The 17,416-nt window shown below is 66.7% G+C and carries 12 protein-coding genes and 3 pseudogenes; 4 read left to right on the forward strand and 11 right to left on the reverse strand.

Annotated elements, in window-relative coordinates; all coding sequences use genetic code 11:
• The first annotated feature begins 32 nt into the window (after window positions 1-32).
• The 3 genes and pseudogenes from ACFY9E_RS04750 (at window position 33) to ACFY9E_RS04760 (ending at window position 931) form a co-directional block, all read left to right on the forward strand.
• Window positions 33-308, forward strand: a complete 276-nt coding sequence (locus ACFY9E_RS04750) for a helix-turn-helix domain-containing protein (RefSeq protein WP_390979291.1) — start codon at window positions 33-35, stop codon at window positions 306-308.
• A 77-nt stretch (window positions 309-385) separates the two neighbouring features.
• Window positions 386-700, forward strand: a pseudogene (locus ACFY9E_RS04755) (urease accessory protein UreD); the annotation flags it as partial.
• Window positions 701-739: 39 nt separating this feature from the next.
• On the forward strand, window positions 740-931 hold the full coding sequence (locus ACFY9E_RS04760) for a hypothetical protein (protein ID WP_390980339.1): 192 nt from the start codon (window positions 740-742) through the stop codon (window positions 929-931).
• Window positions 932-946: 15 nt separating this feature from the next.
• On the opposite strand, the pseudogene ACFY9E_RS04765 reads toward ACFY9E_RS04760, so the two are convergent.
• From ACFY9E_RS04765 to ACFY9E_RS04785, 5 genes and pseudogenes are all read right to left on the reverse strand, one after another.
• A pseudogene (locus ACFY9E_RS04765) lies at window positions 947-1,137 on the reverse strand (ISL3 family transposase); the annotation flags it as partial.
• A gap of 324 nt (window positions 1,138-1,461) precedes the next feature.
• On the reverse strand, window positions 1,462-2,109 hold the full coding sequence (locus ACFY9E_RS04770; RefSeq protein WP_390979293.1) for a GIY-YIG nuclease family protein: 648 nt from the start codon (window positions 2,107-2,109) through the stop codon (window positions 1,462-1,464).
• Window positions 2,110-2,252: 143 nt separating this feature from the next.
• Window positions 2,253-2,855: a hypothetical protein gene (locus ACFY9E_RS04775; protein WP_390979294.1), complete on the reverse strand. Its 603-nt coding sequence runs from the start codon at window positions 2,853-2,855 to the stop codon at window positions 2,253-2,255.
• 397 nt (window positions 2,856-3,252) lie between these two features.
• Window positions 3,253-4,122, reverse strand: a complete 870-nt coding sequence (locus ACFY9E_RS04780) for a transposase family protein (protein WP_390979296.1) — start codon at window positions 4,120-4,122, stop codon at window positions 3,253-3,255.
• Between the two features lie 566 nt (window positions 4,123-4,688).
• Window positions 4,689-5,603, reverse strand: coding sequence for a hypothetical protein (locus ACFY9E_RS04785; protein WP_388325493.1), 915 nt, complete (start codon window positions 5,601-5,603; stop codon window positions 4,689-4,691).
• A 1,869-nt stretch (window positions 5,604-7,472) separates the two neighbouring features.
• Between ACFY9E_RS04785 and ACFY9E_RS04790 the strand changes: the two genes are divergently transcribed.
• Window positions 7,473-8,102, forward strand: coding sequence for a class I SAM-dependent methyltransferase (locus ACFY9E_RS04790; protein ID WP_150478924.1), 630 nt, complete (start codon window positions 7,473-7,475; stop codon window positions 8,100-8,102).
• Window positions 8,103-8,221: 119 nt separating this feature from the next.
• Here the strand turns inward: ACFY9E_RS04790 and ACFY9E_RS04795 are convergent, their stop codons facing one another.
• The 6 genes and pseudogenes from ACFY9E_RS04795 to ACFY9E_RS04820 all read right to left on the reverse strand — a co-directional run bounded on the left by ACFY9E_RS04795 (window position 8,222) and on the right by ACFY9E_RS04820 (window position 17,357).
• Window positions 8,222-10,543, reverse strand: coding sequence for a tyrosine-type recombinase/integrase (locus ACFY9E_RS04795; protein ID WP_390979298.1), 2,322 nt, complete (start codon window positions 10,541-10,543; stop codon window positions 8,222-8,224).
• Window positions 10,544-10,689: 146 nt separating this feature from the next.
• On the reverse strand, window positions 10,690-11,979 hold the full coding sequence (locus tag ACFY9E_RS04800) for a tyrosine-type recombinase/integrase (RefSeq protein WP_390979300.1): 1,290 nt from the start codon (window positions 11,977-11,979) through the stop codon (window positions 10,690-10,692).
• 9 nt (window positions 11,980-11,988) lie between these two features.
• Window positions 11,989-12,333 carry an endonuclease domain-containing protein gene (locus tag ACFY9E_RS04805; protein ID WP_390979302.1) on the reverse strand — a complete coding sequence of 115 codons (345 nt, stop codon included), beginning with the start codon at window positions 12,331-12,333 and terminating at the stop codon, window positions 11,989-11,991.
• A 218-nt stretch (window positions 12,334-12,551) separates the two neighbouring features.
• Window positions 12,552-12,653, reverse strand: a pseudogene (locus tag ACFY9E_RS04810) (3-oxoadipate enol-lactone hydrolase); the annotation flags it as partial.
• Window positions 12,654-12,685: 32 nt separating this feature from the next.
• The gene (locus ACFY9E_RS04815; protein ID WP_390979304.1) at window positions 12,686-13,720 is read right to left on the reverse strand and encodes an IS110 family transposase; all 1,035 of its coding nucleotides are present in this window, start codon (window positions 13,718-13,720) and stop codon (window positions 12,686-12,688) included.
• 910 nt (window positions 13,721-14,630) lie between these two features.
• Window positions 14,631-17,357, reverse strand: a complete 2,727-nt coding sequence (locus ACFY9E_RS04820) for a glycosyl hydrolase family 65 protein (protein WP_390979306.1) — start codon at window positions 17,355-17,357, stop codon at window positions 14,631-14,633.
• Window positions 17,358-17,416 lie beyond the last annotated feature (59 nt).

Here is a 17,416-nt window from a genome sequence, read left to right on the forward strand (position 1 = left end):
GATCCGCCTGAGCCAGGACGAAACACTTCGGAATGCATCAAGAGAACAATGAGCTGTCAGGCCCCCGCTACAGCCCTATCCACATTCGGGCTACGTGGGACGGAACGGGGAGCGTGGAAGATGCCTCAAGGGCACTGGGATTTTCACGAGCGAAGGGCTACGACCTTATTCGTCGCGGAGAGTTCCCCTGCCGCGTGCTGCGCATCGGCCGTACAACACGTGTCGTCACCGCGTCCCTGCTCCGGGTGCTCGAGAGCGGCGTGCCCGAGTACAACGGTACCCACGCCGGCCGCGACACTTCGTCGTAGCCCGGTCCGCGCAGAAGCCCCGTCGGGATGCTTCCCGACGGGGCTGCGTCGGTACCACGGCCGCCGCCACACTCGCCCTGCGCGGCCCCACCACCGCCCCGGCCACCTACGACGTACGGCTCTCCGTCGCAGAGCACGCCATCCTGCGCTGGCTGCCGCAGCCGCTGATCAGCGCCGCCGGCAGCAACCTGCGCCAGACGTGCACCGTTGAACTCAACGCCACAGCACGGCTGGTACTGCGGGAAGAGCAACTCCTGGGCCGGGGCGGCGAAGAGCCCGGCCACCTCGTCAGCCGGATCCTTGTCCGCCGCGCCGGACGCACGCTGCTCGACCAGCACACGGCGTACGGCAGCCCGGAACCTGGCTGGGACGACCCGGCCGTTCTGAGGGGCAATCGCGCCGTCGGCCAGCTTCTGCTCGTCGGACCCGGCGTGGACGCCTGCCTGGACCCCGTCCTGCTCCGAGAGGGCTCCAAGGACGGGTGCGGCCTCCTCGCGCCGCTGGCCGAGGGGCCGGCTCTGCTCGCCACAGCCGTGGCACCGACCTCGTCGGTACTGCGCGAGCTCCTCGACCAGGCGCACGCGCATGCCCTCGGAAGGCAGCGTGGTTGGTCCGGGGCGTGATCACCGCCCCCTCCCCACCACGTCGATCCGTTCGCCGGTCTCGACGTCGATGAGGATGGTGGCGTAGCGGTGGCGCCGCTTGAAAGCGAAGTCGTCGACGCCGGGCACTCTTGGCACGCGCAGCGGCGGCTGGGGCAGCCGTGTCAGCATCCGCAGTGCGGACGAGCGGGAGATCGCGACAGTCGGGCGCCCGCCCGGCCCGCTAGGGGAGACAGGCGTGGACACTTCGACGGAGCGCATCGCGGGCGTAGATGAGGTGGCCCCGTCGGTCGGTGCCGCGTCAGCGTGTGCCGGCGAGTGAGGGGGACGTCGGTGGGGCAGAGCGCCGCACAGGGCGAGGTGGCGGGCGGCCTCAGCGCCCGGCCCAGATGCAGCTCAGAGCAAAGGAAAGACCTCGGGCCACAGCTACTCGCGTGACGTCCAGTCCCGCCGCCCCAGCGAGGAGGCACCTTCTCGCTGTGCGAGTCCGCGGCGGTGGCCCGTGGTGCGCGGACGGGAAACCCGCCCATTGGACATGACGTGGCTGTCTGCTAGAGGTTCTTCACATAGTCATCGATGATGGCTGCCGCCTCCCGGTACTCCAGCAGAAAGAATTCGCGGTCCTTGCGGACGCGGAATACCGCGAGTCTGGCGTGCACCTCTGCCTCCACATGGCGGGCGCGTGGGACCAGCCACGCTCCGCGCGCGCCGTAGGGGACGACCACGCCAGTGGACGAGTTAATCTCCCTGGCGCGTGTGGCGATGTCCCGATCCGTGTACCCGATCTTGAGAAGAGTGGGTGCCTCACGTGTGGAGAGAACGTAGATGAACCCGTGATCCACTGGCCGGTACGGCGTGCTGGAGACGTAGCGTTCGAGAGTCACCGGCAGGTCGTATTTCTTCAGCGTGCCGAACGCCTGCTCAGTGCCTACGGCGTCAAAATCCCGGATGCACCGATAGAGATGCAGCAGTGCACCGGAGACCTGACGGGCAACTGCCTTTTCAGGAAACCCCAGTTGTTCCCAGACAGTGAACCAGTCCCACTGATCCTGCTTGTACGTGCGAGTGAAGAGCCCCTTCACGGTCGACAGGTCGTCCAGTCGACCAAGGGCTGCGTGACGCCCCTCCGCGAGGGTGCTCAGCACGGTACGGGCAGCCTCGACCCGCTCCTTCTGCACGGCAGGCTTGATCGGGGCCATGCCAAAGCCCCACTTCTGCTCAATCCGTCGCGGTTCCCGCATGGCCTTCCGCGTTGTGTCCGTTCGAGGGTTGTCCGGCCGGTCGCCGCGCCGGTCGCGACGGTGCCCGCGCCGTCCAGACGCAGAGTCGTCGAGCCTCGCGCTCATGAGGCCGCCCGAACATTCAACGCGTAACACGCTCCCTCGCTGCTGCCGTACTTGGTCGGGTTCATGGGAAAGCTGATGAGCTTCGAGTCGTGGGGAGCGAGCCTGCATCTCGCCCGATTGCCGTCCTGGCCCTCCAGCGTCACGCCGTCAACCTGCGCCGAGAAAGCTTGCTCGCTGTCCCCGTTGTTGACGAACTGGATCTGCGCCACGCGGGCGGGCAGCATCGGCCCACCGTCCTTAGCAGCGTAGAGCCGGGTCTGTGAGCAATCGACCACTGTGACGGCGATGTCGCTGTTCTCGCCGCTACCGTGATCCGCGAGAGCCCAGTAGCCGAGTGCGGCTACCGCCAGTGCGGCAGTGGCCCCCAACGCCGCGTACCGCATGGCTGATGGGCGACGTGACGGCGGGTAGCTGGGCATGGGCGGGGCACCCGGCGGGCCGTCATGTTGCGCCGCGGCCCATCCCTCGATGTAGGTGTCGATGCATTCCTGGCACGTTGCCTGCTCGGGCTCGGCTGCCCGGGGCGCACGGCACTCTATCCGTGCGTCACACATCGCGAGACTGTCGCCACTCAACGCAATGTGCACAATGGACTTCACGAATGCACTCCCCCGGCCCTCGACAACCCGACGCCTTCACGAACTGACCTCACTCATGTCGAGCGCGACACAATCTACATGCGATCTACATCAGCAGGGAATGCGGGGGCGGCGGATCACTGCATCCACCAACTACGCAGGCTGGTCGGAAAGGCCCCGTTCATGCCGTTGCGCCACACCTGGCATGATCCCGCTGCGATATTGAACAGACCGATCAGCGGGGGCGTCCACTGGACCGAACGCGACACCCTCCTGTCTGCCCTTGACGAGTTCGTCACGCCCGGTTGAGTCGTCGTGGTGGTCGGTGGGCCAGCCCCCGGCGTCATCGAACCGCCTGCCTAACGAGCTCGTGCATGGTTGGCGTTGGCACGTCGAGGACCGCAGCTTGCCTCCAGGTTCACTTTCGCTGATCGCCGGAGAGCATGGCGGTCTGCTGGTGCGAGAGGAGCCCGGCTACGGCTTGGACGATGTCGGTCATGTGCTCGCGGCGGCCGTGGTGCCGGGCGAGGGCTCGCCAGTTCTTCAAGTGCGCGATGCCGTGCTCGACGCGGATACGCCGTGAGGAGTGGGCTTTGCGCTGGCGTTCATGCATCTCCTCGTACCACTCCGGGGCGTTCTTCTTGAACTTGCGGTGCGGTGGTGTCACTACGCGCCCGCCTGTCTGAGCGCCCAGTCCCTGGTAGCCGGCGTCGGCAAGAATCTCCACGGCCGGTCCGTTGGCCAGGAGCTTGACCAGGCCCAACTGCCGGGCCTGGGTGATGTCCGCGCAGCTCGCGGGTTCAGCCGGGCTGCAGAACACCACCCGCCCGTCAGCGTCCGTGATGACCATGGACTTCACGGCGTTCTGCTTGTTCTTGCCGGAGATGAACTTCTCCCGGTCCTTGCGTCCGGCAGCCGGGCGGCGGACCCGGATCTCGGTGCCGTCGATGATCCCGGTCTGCCCGCTTGCACCGAGATGGTCGATGACTTCGGCGAGCGTACGCAGTCGGACGTCGGGGGCAACGATGCAGCCGCGCATCGCCAACAGCGGCCGTATTTCACCGATTGCGCGAGTGATGGTGGAGCGGTCGACACCGAACCAGCAGGCCAGCACGTCATGGGTGGCGCCATGGCGAAGGTGGACGAGGGTGGCTAACAGTCGGTCGACGAAGACCAGCTTGTGTTTCGCCCCGGCACCCACGGCCCGGCGACGGGGACGCGACGCGAGACCAGCCTGATGGCGCTCGTGCCACAACGGGCCGATCTCGGCGACGAGTTCGGCGATCACTCCGGGCGCCAGCCCCGTGATCCGCTGGCTTCGCATAATCGCTGCACGTGCACGGTTCCCCACCACACCAACCATGATCAACGATCAGGGTCCTCGACGTGCCAACGCCAACCATGCACGAGCTCGTTAGTTGGACATCGCTGCCGAGGTCCGCACCCGCTACCTCGGGTCCGAGCGGCGGGCCGGATCGGGCACCTACACCCACCCCAATGAGAGCCACCAGGAAGTACTAGCTCCCCGTTCTCTTACATCGACGTCGCCCACTGGGACCGCACCGTCACCCGCGACCTGGACTCCGTGATCGGCCTCCAGTTCTCCTACAGCTACAGCAGTCCCGCCCAGCTCGGCGACCGCAAGGATGCCTTCGAGCGCGACTCCGCCAGGCCGTCACGGAGTTCAACCCCGCGGCCCCTTCGACGAGCTCGTGCGCACCGAAGCCATCCTCGCCATCCGCCCCTCACGGTAATCGATCGTGCGCAGCAGATTCGCCACCACCGACAACCGGGCTACTGTCCACCCAGCTCGATCGGAGCTCGATCGGAGAACGGCTAGTGAAGTGCGACCACTCAGTCATTTCCATAGTCAGGTTCGTACGTGTCGAGGAACCGCTGTTCGAAGGTCTCTTCCTCTTCATGCGTGTATTGCTGAGGCAGGCCCGCGCTCTTGATCTCCGCTGTTCCGTTCAACACGAGACTACACACACCACAGGAGAACCCCGTTGCAACCGAGATGACATCTGCGTAGATGCCATAGGACTCAATGCGCTCATTCGTTCGTCGGACCGCCTCCAAAGAAGGCCAAACCCTCGACTGGCAAGCGGGGCATTCCACGACGTGATCCAAAATTCCCTTGTCGCCAGGGCGGGCAGCTGCTCGACGAGCGGATACCAGGTCATCAGACAAGCCGGCGAAGGTTGCGGCGCAAGCTTCGATCCGCTTCCTCACTTCATGTTCCAGACGCTTGTCCTCATCGTCGACCAGTTGTTGACCGAGCTGGACGATCTCCGTACCGAGCAAGTCGGAAGGTTCGAGATCCAAGTGCTCACACACCACCGTCGTCACCCGAGTGAAGCGTGGCAACCAAATCGACGAATCGAGGGACAGCGCAGCATCGCCGGTATGTAGCTCCCGATTTCGCAAGTTCGTGAGGAAGGTCGCCTCATCCTGGCGCTCCTTCGTGAACTCTTCGATCACGACACCGAGCCGCGAGATTACCGTGTGCGTGGCAATCGACTTCGGATCCTTGGGAGGTTTAGCCCCGGGCTGCGCAGGCTTGGGAGGAAATCCTGCAGCGTGGAGCATGGCCGTGCCATCGGGATCGGCGAGCAGGGTGGGGTGAACCCTCGCCAGCGGCGCACGCAGCAGGAATTCAAGTCCAAGAAGGAGCCAAAGAGCGAACACCTCTCCATCGGCCCTGGGATGTTCCTCTGCCCGATTGAAGTATGCGCCCGCTTTCCCGAGAAGGGCATCATAAGACCACATCAACGACTCCAGACATATATGCGCTCGATCGATCGCCGCATTCTCGAAGGGACGACTGGTCTTCTATGCATCACGACGGCGTTATCGAGAATCAACACGCGATCCTTCTGCCAAGTCACCCTCGCCGTGGGTGCTGCAGATCCGACATCGGCAACAGTCAAACCAGAGAGCGGCGTACAGATTCGCGGATCCCACCTGATTCGAACCCACTCATCCGAGTCGGGGACCGCCGCGGGCAGGTACCGAGTGCGTCCTTTACCGTCCGTACACCGCAGTACCGTGCGCCTCAGAGACGAGACAAGATCCTCAGCAGGCCGTAAGACATCCGTCCAGGTCGGTTCGGAGAGCTCGCGGGCCGTGAGTACCAACCACCGCGGGGGGTTCACCGAGATCGCAGCATCGGTATGCCATGGGAATGCCCCGAGGCCGTATACGCCGGAAAGGGACCAGGAACGACGAGCGCTGCCCGCCTCCTGCGGCACGAGGAGTTCACCGCTGCCCGCACGGCCCAAGCTGACGGCCACGTCCTTCGAGTCGACTCCGTCGAGCACCGCGTAGCCATGAATCGAGAGCTCGGAGAGCAGCCCATCTCTTGTCGCCACGCGTCGCCCCCTCAGCTGCTTGCATCGCTTGCTCCAGCGGGTCCCCCCTGATGGGAGAGCAGAGTAGCCGACTGGATTCTTGCCGCTGAGAGCCGACGGATGAACTGCCCCTATCTTCATCGCCACCAAGTAGTTGGAGCCGATTTTGCTCGTTCAGAGAAACTGGATGGACCGCGACCAGACCCTGCGCGACCTCGACCCGCTCATCAAGCCGGCCGGAGCCGTCGTCCTCGTCTCCGGCGGAGCCCCCGGAGACGTAGAGCCCGCCCCTGGCCCCAGGTCATCGCCGACATCCGCACCAACTACCTTGGTGCCGAGCGCCGGGCCGGGCCGGGTCCGGCACCTCCGGAGGGATGGGTGCGAACCCATGGTCCTCCCACAGCTCCTCCACGATCCGGATGGTCATCCGTGGCGAACGAGCGGAAAGCGTTGCGGGTCGCTGGACTCACCAGCTCCCGGCAGGCAGTGACGGTCATGGTCTGAAGATACGAGCAGCCCCTGACAACGTCATGGCCTTTTCCGACGAAGGCTCGGAGCCGCTCCGAACGGTACAGGTGAAACGGTGGAGAGCCGGGGCAAGGCCGGGGCCCAGGGCGCCCGGTGGAGGCCGTGATCTCAAGGTCCTGATCCCCCTTCTCAGCTCGACGGCCCTCGGCATGATCGCGGTGATGGCCGCCGGGTGTCTGATCGGCACCGCCGCAGGGTTCCTGCTCGACACCAGCTCCCTCATGAGCAACTGGTCCCTGCGGGCCGCGACGGGCACCGGGGTCGCTGCCCCTCGGGCCCGGCGTCAAGGAATGGCGAGGGTTCCTGCGAGGCTAGGGCTGCGTCGACGAAGGCCCGCACGAGCGCGACCTTCTCGGCTGCCGTGACGTCCTTTGTCCATCCACCGGTTGTGTGCCAACCGCAGTCCAGTTCGAACCGGTGCACGCCGTGCGCGTACGCCAGCTCGCGGGCGTACGGCTTTCGCTGGCAGCGCCCGTGCCGCTCGGTCCGTTCCAGGTGCGCGTGGACCACTCCGATGTGGAACCGGCGCGGCAGCGTTCGCTGCTCGCGGCAGTGCCGGCACTCCAGCAGGTGCAGCACGCTGTCCTCGGTACGGAGGAACCAGTCCGGCGAGGCTTTGCCCTCGCGGGTGTTGCAGCTACCGCAGAGAGGCCCTTCTCCGAACTACCGGGGCGTCCCGTGATCCGGCGACGGGACGATCAGTCCCGAGAGGAAGGGCCGGAGAACGGCTGCGAACGGCGCGGGTGTTAGTTTCCTGCCCGTGTTAAAACACCAGGATGAGACCAGGGCGGCCTACGACGGGGTCGTCGAGCTCTATGCGTCGATGTTCACTAGTCGGTTGGAGACGCAGCCGTTCGCGCGGAACATGATCGGCACCTTCGCCGAGCTCGTGCGCGATTCGGGGAACCTGCGGGTAGCCGACGTCGGGTGCGGACCCGGTCATCTGACAGCCATGCTGCACGACTTGGGGCTGGACGCCTTCGGGCTCGACCTCTCCCCGGCCATGGTCGACCACGCTCGGCGGGCCGAGCCGGCGCTGCGGTTCGACGAAGCGCGCATGGAGGCCTTGCCGGTCGAGGACGGCGCGCTCGGCGGGGTGCTGGCCCACTACTCGATGATCCATACCCCACCTGGAGAATTGCCCGCACTGCTCGCTGAGCAGGTGCGTGTCCTGGCACCAGGGGGTCTGCTCCTGGTGTCCTTCTTCGGGACGGAGGGGCCGGAACCGGTCCGCTTCGACCACAAGGTGGCGCCCGCTTATAGCTGGCCGGCGGAGCAGTTTGCCGAGTTGCTGGCCGGTGCCGGCCTTGTCACGGTGGCTCGGTTGCTCCACGACCCAGCGTCCGAGCGTGGCTTCCTCGACACCCACTTTCTGGCCCGCCGCCCGTAGAGCGTGCCCGTGGCCTGGGTCGGGGTGGTGTAGATCATCCGCGTGGATGAAGCTCGTCCGCGCCGCCGCGTTCTGTGCCGACGTCCACTGAGCATCGCCAGAGGTGACGACCGTCCTGGTCACGAAGGCTCCGGCGGTGTGGCCACGGTAGTGGTGTGAGCAACGATCTCCCGGAAGGTGGGAATTCCCAGGTCAACGGACTCCTGCTGCTGGGAGATCTGTACGTCGAGCTGGCTGAGTTTCTCCTCGGCGCCAGCCAGGCTGATCTGGAGACCTTCGACCTCGCCGAGCCAGCCTTCCGTCTCTGCTTCGGTGACTCGGGCGATCAAGTTGTCGCGGATCTCGGCAAGCCGTGCCCGTTGGGCCGGGTCAGGCCGGAGGAGTGAGCATCTGACACAAGCGTGTTCATGAATGTATGGGGTCCCGAAGGCGCGTGCGCAGGTACCGATGGACACCTTCCGTTTCTCGAAGTGGGCGAGGAAGGCGTCCCACTCCTCGTTCGTCGGGGTCCGGTATTCCTCGCTGGGACGAAGTGATCGACGGCGGGCGATGAACGCGCGGTGGGCTTCGATGGCGTCCGCCGGGTAGATGGCGTTGTAGCCCATCGTGGTGTTGATGTCGGAGTGACCTGCGAGGACCTGCGCGATGTGGGGCGGCAGGCCGCTGCGGATTGCGTCGGTGATGAAGATTCTTCGGAAGTCGTGCGGAGCGAAGTCGAGGGGCTGGCCCACGGAGTCGGTGAGCCCGGTCCGTTTCAGGACCTCGTTGAGACCGTCGCGGATCATTTGTCGGGACACTGGCGTGCGCTGGCCTCCGTATGTCCACTGGAACAGCAGCGGCATCGGCGGGTTCCAGATCTTCTCCGCGACGTCGTAGTTGGGCAGCATCGGGATCGCGCCTGTTCGAGGGTCACGGACGCGGGCGATGATCGTGCTGAGGACGTCGGCCAATTCCGGGCTGACGAGGAGAAGCCGTTCTTCGTCTGTTTTCGAGGGAGCGACCTGGAGCAGAGGCACTATGTCACCGCTGGTGGGCAGCTTGTACTGGATCAAGGCGTGATGGCTGGCCTCCAGCATCTCCTCGATCCGGACGCCGGTGTGCTGCAGGAATTCGATCGTGGCCCAGGCCCAGAAGGCCCGTTCCTCGAGCAGTCCCAGATGGATGCGTCGGCCGGACTCGTCGTAGGCCCGGAACGGAGTCGACGAGTCCTTCTTCTGGCGCGTGTAGGTTCTGCCTCTGAACGTGAACTGGCCGCCGAGTGGGGCGGCCTGCAGGGCGTCCATCCCCTCACGGGCCTCTGTCCAGTTCGCCTTAGCGGCGCGGACGACGGTGGACAGCGCGGGCAGTCGTTCGCGGGTGCGCTGGTCCATCTTGGCCTTGCGGCGTTTCTCGTGCTTGGAGGTACTGGCGTCGGCGGCGCTGACCGGGCAGGGAGCAACCCACGGGCCCCAGCGTTCTGGTTCCTCGACGGCCCAGTGGGCCAGGTCGAGGTAGAGGGCTCGAACTCCGATCATGAGGTTGCCGTAGTTGGCCCGCTCCGTCACCGCCTCATGGACTGTGCCATCCGGCAGCCGACGGCGTGTGACCTTCGTCCGGCTGACCTGCTTCCATGCGCTCACGACTTCAGGCGGCAGCCGGAGTGTGTCGATGCCGGGCTGGATGCGCTCAATCTGCAGCCAGAAGTTCCTCACAAGCGTCCGGGACGCGTCCTCCAAGGACGTGTAGTCCATGGTGGGCTGGCGTTCCTTGAGGTACTCGACCAGCAGATCCCGGATGGGCTTGGACTGCGGGCGGTAGCGGTCGACGAGTTGCTCGACCGAGACCTGGCCGGACGTTCGGTGCAGAAACCTCAATGACACGGGCGCGTCGGGTGGGAGGTGACCCAGGTCCTTCAGCCAGGAGTAGAACAGGCTTTGCCCGCCCGATGTGGCCCGCTGAGCTCGATGCGCTTCCATGTACTCAATGGCGTCCCCGACATCGATGTCGGCCAGCCCCCCGCCCTTGGCGATGACCAGCTTGACCAGAACGTTCTTGGCGAGGATGCCGAGGTGGGAGGACCACGATTCTGGGCCCACCAGCTCCTGAAGGCGGGCAAATCCCTCAGGGTCACGGTACTGGCAGATGATGGCACGGAGGTTGGTCGAGGTCCGGGTGAGCTGCCAGTGGAGCGACGGCCGGAGCACATCGGCGCAGACCAGGGCGAACAGGCCCGTGTTCAGAATGCCGTTCGCATTCGCCGCGTCGTAGCCGACCCAGCTGGCGTTGAGCTTGTTCCACTGTGCCCCGGTCGCGTTTGCAGCGGGGCTCGCGTTCCACCGTTGTTGCCAGGTGGAGCCCGGCTGGTCCAGGAGCCAGCGGAGAATGAGCGTTGCGCCTCGCCGCCGGTAGAAATGGGTGGACTCGCTCGCGGCCCGAAGCGGAGGCCGGTTCAGCTGAGCCACGACCTCCTCGTAGGACTGGCCGGTGGCAGGCCAAGCGTCCTCGTAGGGCCGCGGCGGGAAACGCTTCTTGACTGCCCGGAGAGCCTCGCCGGCGAGTGGCTGTGCATCTCGGATGACGGCCGGAGCGCGCAAGGTCTCTGTGCTCGTCACCATGAGTTCCCGAAGAGAGTCTTCAGCGAGTCGGGGTTGTAGCCGGGGGCCGGTGGCGCGGGCGGCCGGTCACGCTGCTCTGCCCGGCGTGCATGATGGGCGCGGACACGTTCGATCACTTCGTCTTGGCTGGCCGGAAGGTAGAGCTGGGTGGTTGTCAGATGTGCGTGACCGAGGACCCATTGGACGTCGGTCAGGGGCATGTTGGGGTCGCGGGCGAGCCGGTAGGACGCGGTGTGGCGTAGATCGTGGAGCGTCCAGTTCGCCCCGAGGAGATCGTTGGCGCGGTTGAACATCGCCCGCGCCGCGTCGTAGTTCAGCGGGCGCCAGGGACGCCTCAGGGTCCACCACAACGGCAGGTTCTTGCCCCGCGGGATGCCATCTCGCCGTGTTTCCTCCTGGTAGAGGCGCAGCCAGACGAAGGCGTCGGTTGAGCAAGGAAGCTGCTGGTAGGCGCGGGTTCCCTTTCGGATCACGCCGACCAACTGCTGACCGGGTAGCGCATCGCGCTGCCGGCTGGTGAGCAGTTCTTCTGCGCGGGCCCCGTTGGAAACCCAGAAAGCCAGTAGAGCGCGATCTCGATTGTGCCGGAGGGCGGCGAACAGCGCGTTGAACATCCCGTCCGGAATACGCCGGGGCGCACGTTTCGGGATGGTCGGCCGGTAGCGGCCTGTCCGCTCTTGGGCAAAGGGCCGGTCAGGCGTGTGGTGGGCGTTCGCGCGGCTGTTGCGACGCGAGCGGTCGAGCGGAAACGGGTTGATGATTGGCCCGGTGCCCTCGTCCTGGTGGAAGTCGTAGAACGTGCGGAGCACGGTTTCGCAGTGTGCGCGTGTCCTCGCGGCGTACTGCGGGCCGGGTGAGACCTTGCCCGTGATGGCGTTCGGCGTACCGGGGATCTTCTTGCGCGTCGTCCGCGGCTTCGGCACCGTCTCCTCGGGGTAGCCTGCCTTCCGGTGTCGCCAGTGCAGGCGCTGGGGCTTGTTCGCGATCTGCATCCACCGGATGAAGTCCCGTGCATCAGTACGCGTTGCCCGGTTCCACTCGATGTTGAGAGCCCACAGAAACCGCCACCAGCGCAGCAGGTCCATGCCGTATGAGCGGACCGTGGAGGCAGGTTTGTCCTCTGCCTGCAGCTCGGCGAAGAAGACCCGGACGGGGTCGACAACAACGCCATCCTGGTCGAGCAACTGGTACGGCGCCCACTGATCACCGGTCTCCTGCAGTCTGCCCAACTCGGGCAGGACGAACGCTGCCAAGTCCCGCTCGGGGACATCGCCTTGAAGCATCCTGAGAAGCTAGTGGAGAAGCCGTCTGACCTGCAAGAACTCACGAGTTAGTTCGGTTAACGGGCCTCGGACGTAGCCGTGGTCATGGCAGTGATCCCAGGCCGCCGCCGGGCTCTCCTTGCACAGCCGGCACAGGTAGTCGGCGGCCCGGGTGTTGCGCCGACGCGGCGACTCGTACAGCACGCCGCGCATGTGGCCGGCGTACGGGCGGCAGGACGCCCGCGGTGACTGACGGCACCGCTCAGGCTCCGGTATGGATGTGGGCCACCCACAGGGACGGCGCCGGAAGCTGCGCGCGGATCTCCACGACGGCCGAGCGTGCACGCGTGCGGAGGCAGTGGGTGCTTCGCCCATCGGAGTCCGCGCCCGCGGACCGCTTCGAGGACGTCGCCCAGGCGTTCGGCACAGCCGCACGACGCAGCCCCGCCGAAGCAGGCCAGCGGGGCTGCGTCGCGCTGTCAGGTGTCACGCGCGAGTCACAGACCCCGTGGACACCCTCCGGCACATGATCCCGAAACTGCACATACATGTCCGCATAGGACTGGATGGACGCCCCTGGACGGCTTCTACGACATGTGCCATGTGGTACCCAGTGAGGGACCCAAGATCAGGACGGGAGCCTCTTCTGGCCCGTCAAAGCGGTATTGCAGGGTGTTCGGTGGTGTCTCGCTCACCCGTCTGAGCCTCTCATCTGTCACGGCAGCCCCTATGAGCGGGGTGCTGGTCGCGGCTGTTTGATCAGGTGGAAGACCTCCCGGGCCGCGTAGCGTTTGAGGCACCGGACGATTTCGCGTCGGGTCTTGCCCTCCTTGATGCGGCGCTCGTAGTAGTCCTGGGTGCGCGGGTCGACCCGCGGGCGGGTGAAGACGATGCGGTGGAGCGCGGCGTTGGCCTGACGGTCGCCGCCGCGGTTGAGGCGACGGAACTGCCGACGTCCCGAGGAACGCTCGACGGGGCTGACGCCGCACAGCGCGGCGAAGGACGCCTCGCTGTCCAACCGCTCCGGGTTGTCCCCCATCGTGATCAGCAGAGCGACCGCCGTGTCCGGACCGATCCCCACGACGTCGAGCAGCTGCGGGGCATGACCTTCCACAAGCCGGGCCATACGAGCGTCCACCTCCCGGATCTGCTCGGAGAGCTGGCCGATCCGATCAGCCAGCAGACCCAGCGTGATCCGCGTGGCCTGCAGCACCGACTCCTCACCGACCTCCCCGTGACCACTCACGTCGGTGAACCGCGCACAGGTACGGAAAAGTTCGGCATTGCCCAGTCCGGCCAGCTCTTCCCGCAAGACGGGGTCAGCAGTGACGAGGACGGCCTTGAGCTGATTGACGGCCTGCGTACGGGCTTTGACGGCCGACGCCTTCGTGAGTTTGTACATTCTCGCGATCTGCACCGGACCGTCGCCCGCTTTGGCCCGCGCGCACGTCCGCCCGCTCAATACGGCCCTGGCCGCGTTCTGGGCATCGAGCGGATCCGATTTGCCGCGCCGGCGGCGATCTGCGCGGTCCATCCGGTTCACGTCAAACACGTCTATGCCCTGGGCCAGCAGATAGCGCGACAGGGACGCCCCGTAGGAGCCGGTCCCCTCCACCCCGGCCCGCCCCACCACGCCCAAATTCCTGGCCCACTTCAGCAGCTCACGGTATCCAGCCGCGGTGGCCGGGAACTCGTCGGTGGCAAGCACAGCCCCCGTCGAGGAGAGCACCGCAGCCATATGGGCATCACGGTGCGTGTCCACTCCCAACACCACCTCCCCCGAAGGGCGGCGACGGCGGGTCTTCGGAGCAGCCGACGTACTGGGCACGGTCGATCTGGACATGCCCGTTCCCCTTCCGGTCCGATGTCATGTCGCGTTGCCGGTACCGGGCCGCCTCGGGCGGTCAGAATCGTGAGGACGCCACAACAATCGGCAGGCCCCTATCGGGACACACCCCGCCAGCCCGGCACCGACAACGCACCATCCCCGGCCAACGGCCGACACTGTGACACCAGGACACCTCGGTCAGAGAAATCATGAGTCAGACCCCACGACCCGGGACAGCACCCACCTATCCTTCCGCCCCTCCCAACCCATCGGCCCCTGTGTTCAAACCCGATCGTCAATCGAGACGATTCGACAGCCGACGCCCGGCGCCGACAGTACGTGCGCGAAACCAAGAGATTTCCGGGTGGGTCGAGGCGTCCGTGGCCCGCTCATGGCCGCGTACCGCGGTGTCAGGCCGAGGGTTCCGCCGGGGGGTGCGGCTACCGCTCCACGTCGGCGTGCGGGTCCGGCAGGACCGTGCGCAATTCGGGGTCGGCGCGCACCCGGTGGGCGCTGTGGCAGGACCACCGAACGGCGTCGGTGAGTGCGGCGTGTTCGCGGATATGGTGCAGCAGTTGCAGGGCCGCCGACGGCGTGCCGGGTGATCCGGCACAACAGGACGCTCGCAGACGGCCAGCTCCACGAGGAACGAGCCGAACGGGGCACGGCCACCGCCTCCGCTGGTGACGGAGGCGGTGGCGTTAGGGGCACCCTCGGCCGGAGCATCGGATGCATCCGGCTGAGGGGCACGGTCAGTGACGGTTCGGGCTGGCCGACCGCTGTGCCGTGCAGGCCGTGCCGTGGTTACGGCGATCGCGGACGACTGCGGCGGCGCCCGGCGTGTTTACGGTTTGCAGTTCGTCGCGTCGCCGGCCGGGTGCCGTGTGGGCACCTTCAGTGCTGTGCCGGGCTTGACCTTGCGCACGTCATCGCTGCCAAGGCCGACTCGGACGGGAAGCGGCGGGCCGGAGCGCAGGGTCAGCTTCGTGGTCTGCTGGCCGACAGACAGGTCGAAGGTGCGCCCCTGCCATTTCACCCCGGTGATGTCGACGCCCGGGAGCTGCGGCGGCAGGAAGGGGTCGATGGTGATCGTGTCGGTTCCCCAGCGCATCCCGGTGAAGCCGTAGAGGAACTCCTGTAGGTAGCCTCCCTGACCGGTGGTGAAGTTGAAGGCTCCGCCATTGCGGGTCTCGTACCACTGGTTGAACGGTGCGGCCTGGTAGGGGTCCACGCTGTTCCGCATGTAGTGGTACGTCTGGCAGTCCGGGGATCCGAGGGCAGCGCTGGCGATGGTGGCGATCGCGTCCGTCATGGACGGGCCGTTCGGGTCGGTGCGTGCCTGGTAGTAGTCCAGGTCGTTCTGGGCCAGGCCAGCCGGCATCGGCACCGCCCAGGGGTATTGCAGCAGGGTGACGTCGGCCTGCTTGACGGTCTGCCCGTTGTAGCCCTCGAATTCGGGGTGGATGTTGAGGGCCGTGTCCACCGGGATCTTCAGGCCGTCGGCGACCTTGCTCCATTCCGGATCGGCGGGCCGGCCGATAATGCGGGCGGCGCTGACGGCGATGCGCAGCGATGCCTGCGCGCTGGCGTTGGTGGTCACGCTGTTGTCGACGTGGTCGTGGTACTCGTCCGGGCCCATGACGTCGTTGATGTCGTATCCGCCGGCCGGGTCGGGCTCGGCGCGCGTGGCCCAGTAGTCGGCGATGTCCTTCAGCACCGGCCACGCCTTGTCGCGCAGCCACCGTTCGTCGCCGCTCGCCTGGTAGTACTGCCACTGGGCCAGGGCGATGTCGGAGTTGATGTGGATCTCGGTGTTGCCCTCGTTCCAGGGCGGCGGGGTCTCCTCCTTGCCGGTCAGCGCGCTCTGCCACGGGAACTTCGCGCCCTTGATCGGGTGGTCGGGAGTGGACAGTTCCTCGGCACGGGCCCGGGCGGCGGGCAGCAGTTTCTGCCGGTAGGTGTTCGCGCCGAGTGCGATGTCCGGGTACTGGGCGAGCAGCGCCGGGTACATCCAGGTCTCCGTGTCCCAGAACACGTGGCCGCCGTAGCCGTCCGAGGACAGTCCGGCCGGGCTGAGGCTCCAGTCGACGCCGGCGCGCGTGCTCGCGAGCAGGTAGAACATGGACGCGCGGATCTGCGCGGTCATGGCGGTGTCACCGGGGATCGAGATGCTCGACTGCCACAGACGGGACCATGCCTTGCTGTTGCGGGCGAGCGCCTGCTGGTAGCCGTCCGCGGATGCTCGGGCCGCGGTCTTCGCGGCGGCCTGCTGCGGGGTCGCGGACCGAAGCGACCGGTCGGTGTCGACGCTGGAGGCCACGCCCACGTACTTGGTGATCCGTAGCGGCTGACCGGCGCGGACCGGGATGGTCGCGCTCTGCCCGGCGGTGCCGTCGTCGGGTACGGCCATCGCCTTGGTCGGCACGGCTCGGTCGTTGACGCGGAGTACGGAGTTCAGCCCGGCGGTGACCAGCTTCCCGTCGCTCACGACGGTCTGGGACAGCGTCGCGGTCCTGCCGTTGACGCGCGTGTTTCTGGTCGAGGCGTACTTCAGTCCCTGGCCGTCGAACTGGTCCACGACGGTGGCGGTTCCGCTCCAGTGCGGGACGGCCCGCACGCTGACGGTGCCCAGATGGCCGTCCGCGCGGTTGGCGTTGACCTCGTAGGCGAAGCTGGTTCTGTCGCCCGCCGGGGAGGTCCAGTCGAACGACGTCCTCAGCACGCCGGTACGCAGGTCCAGCGACTGCCGGTACTTGCTGGTGGTGCCGACGGTGGCGGATGCGACGTCGGTGGGTGGCTGTGCGCCGTCGGGATACACCGTGAGGTAGTCGACGTTCACCCGCGCGGTATCACCCTCCTCGACGGTGATCTTGAGTGTGTTCGCGCCTGCCGTCAGCGTCACCGGCATGGTCAGTACCGCCCAGTCGTCCCAGCCGCCTGTGCTGGGCAGGGTCAGTTGCTGGAGCGTGCCGTTGACCCTGAGGTGGATGGTCTGCGGGCCGCCGCTGCCGTTCGCGTACCGGACGGCCAGGGTGGCCTTGCCGGCCGGCGCGTCACGGATCGGGACGACGCCGGCGCCGCCGACCGTCGGGTTGCCGCCATTGTTCAGGCCGGCCAGGTAGCCGCCGGCGACCGAGCCGGGGTGGGACCTCTCCACGAACGCGCCACCGGAGATCTGCCCGTACATCGCCGGACACAGCTGGTTGAACGCGCAGGACCAGCGACCGATCCCGTAGAGGTCACCGCCGCGGCCGAAGCCGAGCGTGGCCCAGCTCGGCAGGCTGGCCCGGTCCTCGAACTTGCTGGGCAGACGGGCGTAGAAACCGGCGAGCTGGGACTGGGTGACGATGGGTGTGCTGCTGTATCCGTGACCCGCCGCGGGCACGCGCGCGGCGAGGTAGCCGTTGCCGATGAACGTCGGGGAGTAGTTCTTTGATGTGTCGGTCGTGCTCAGTACCCAGCCGTCGTCGCCGGTCTGGCTCGGTTTGGGTGCGGGCGAGGCCGGCACTGCTGCCGTGCCTATGAGCAGGCTGGCGAGGGCCAGCCCGATGGAAGCTGTCCTCCTGGTCATGCGTGAGCGGGCATGCGGATGGACGGCCGCTGACGGCACCGTGTCCTGTGCAGCCCGGT

The sequence above is a fragment of the Streptomyces sp. NPDC012466 genome, assembly GCF_042955215.1.
Lineage (GTDB): Bacteria > Actinomycetota > Actinomycetes > Streptomycetales > Streptomycetaceae > Streptomyces.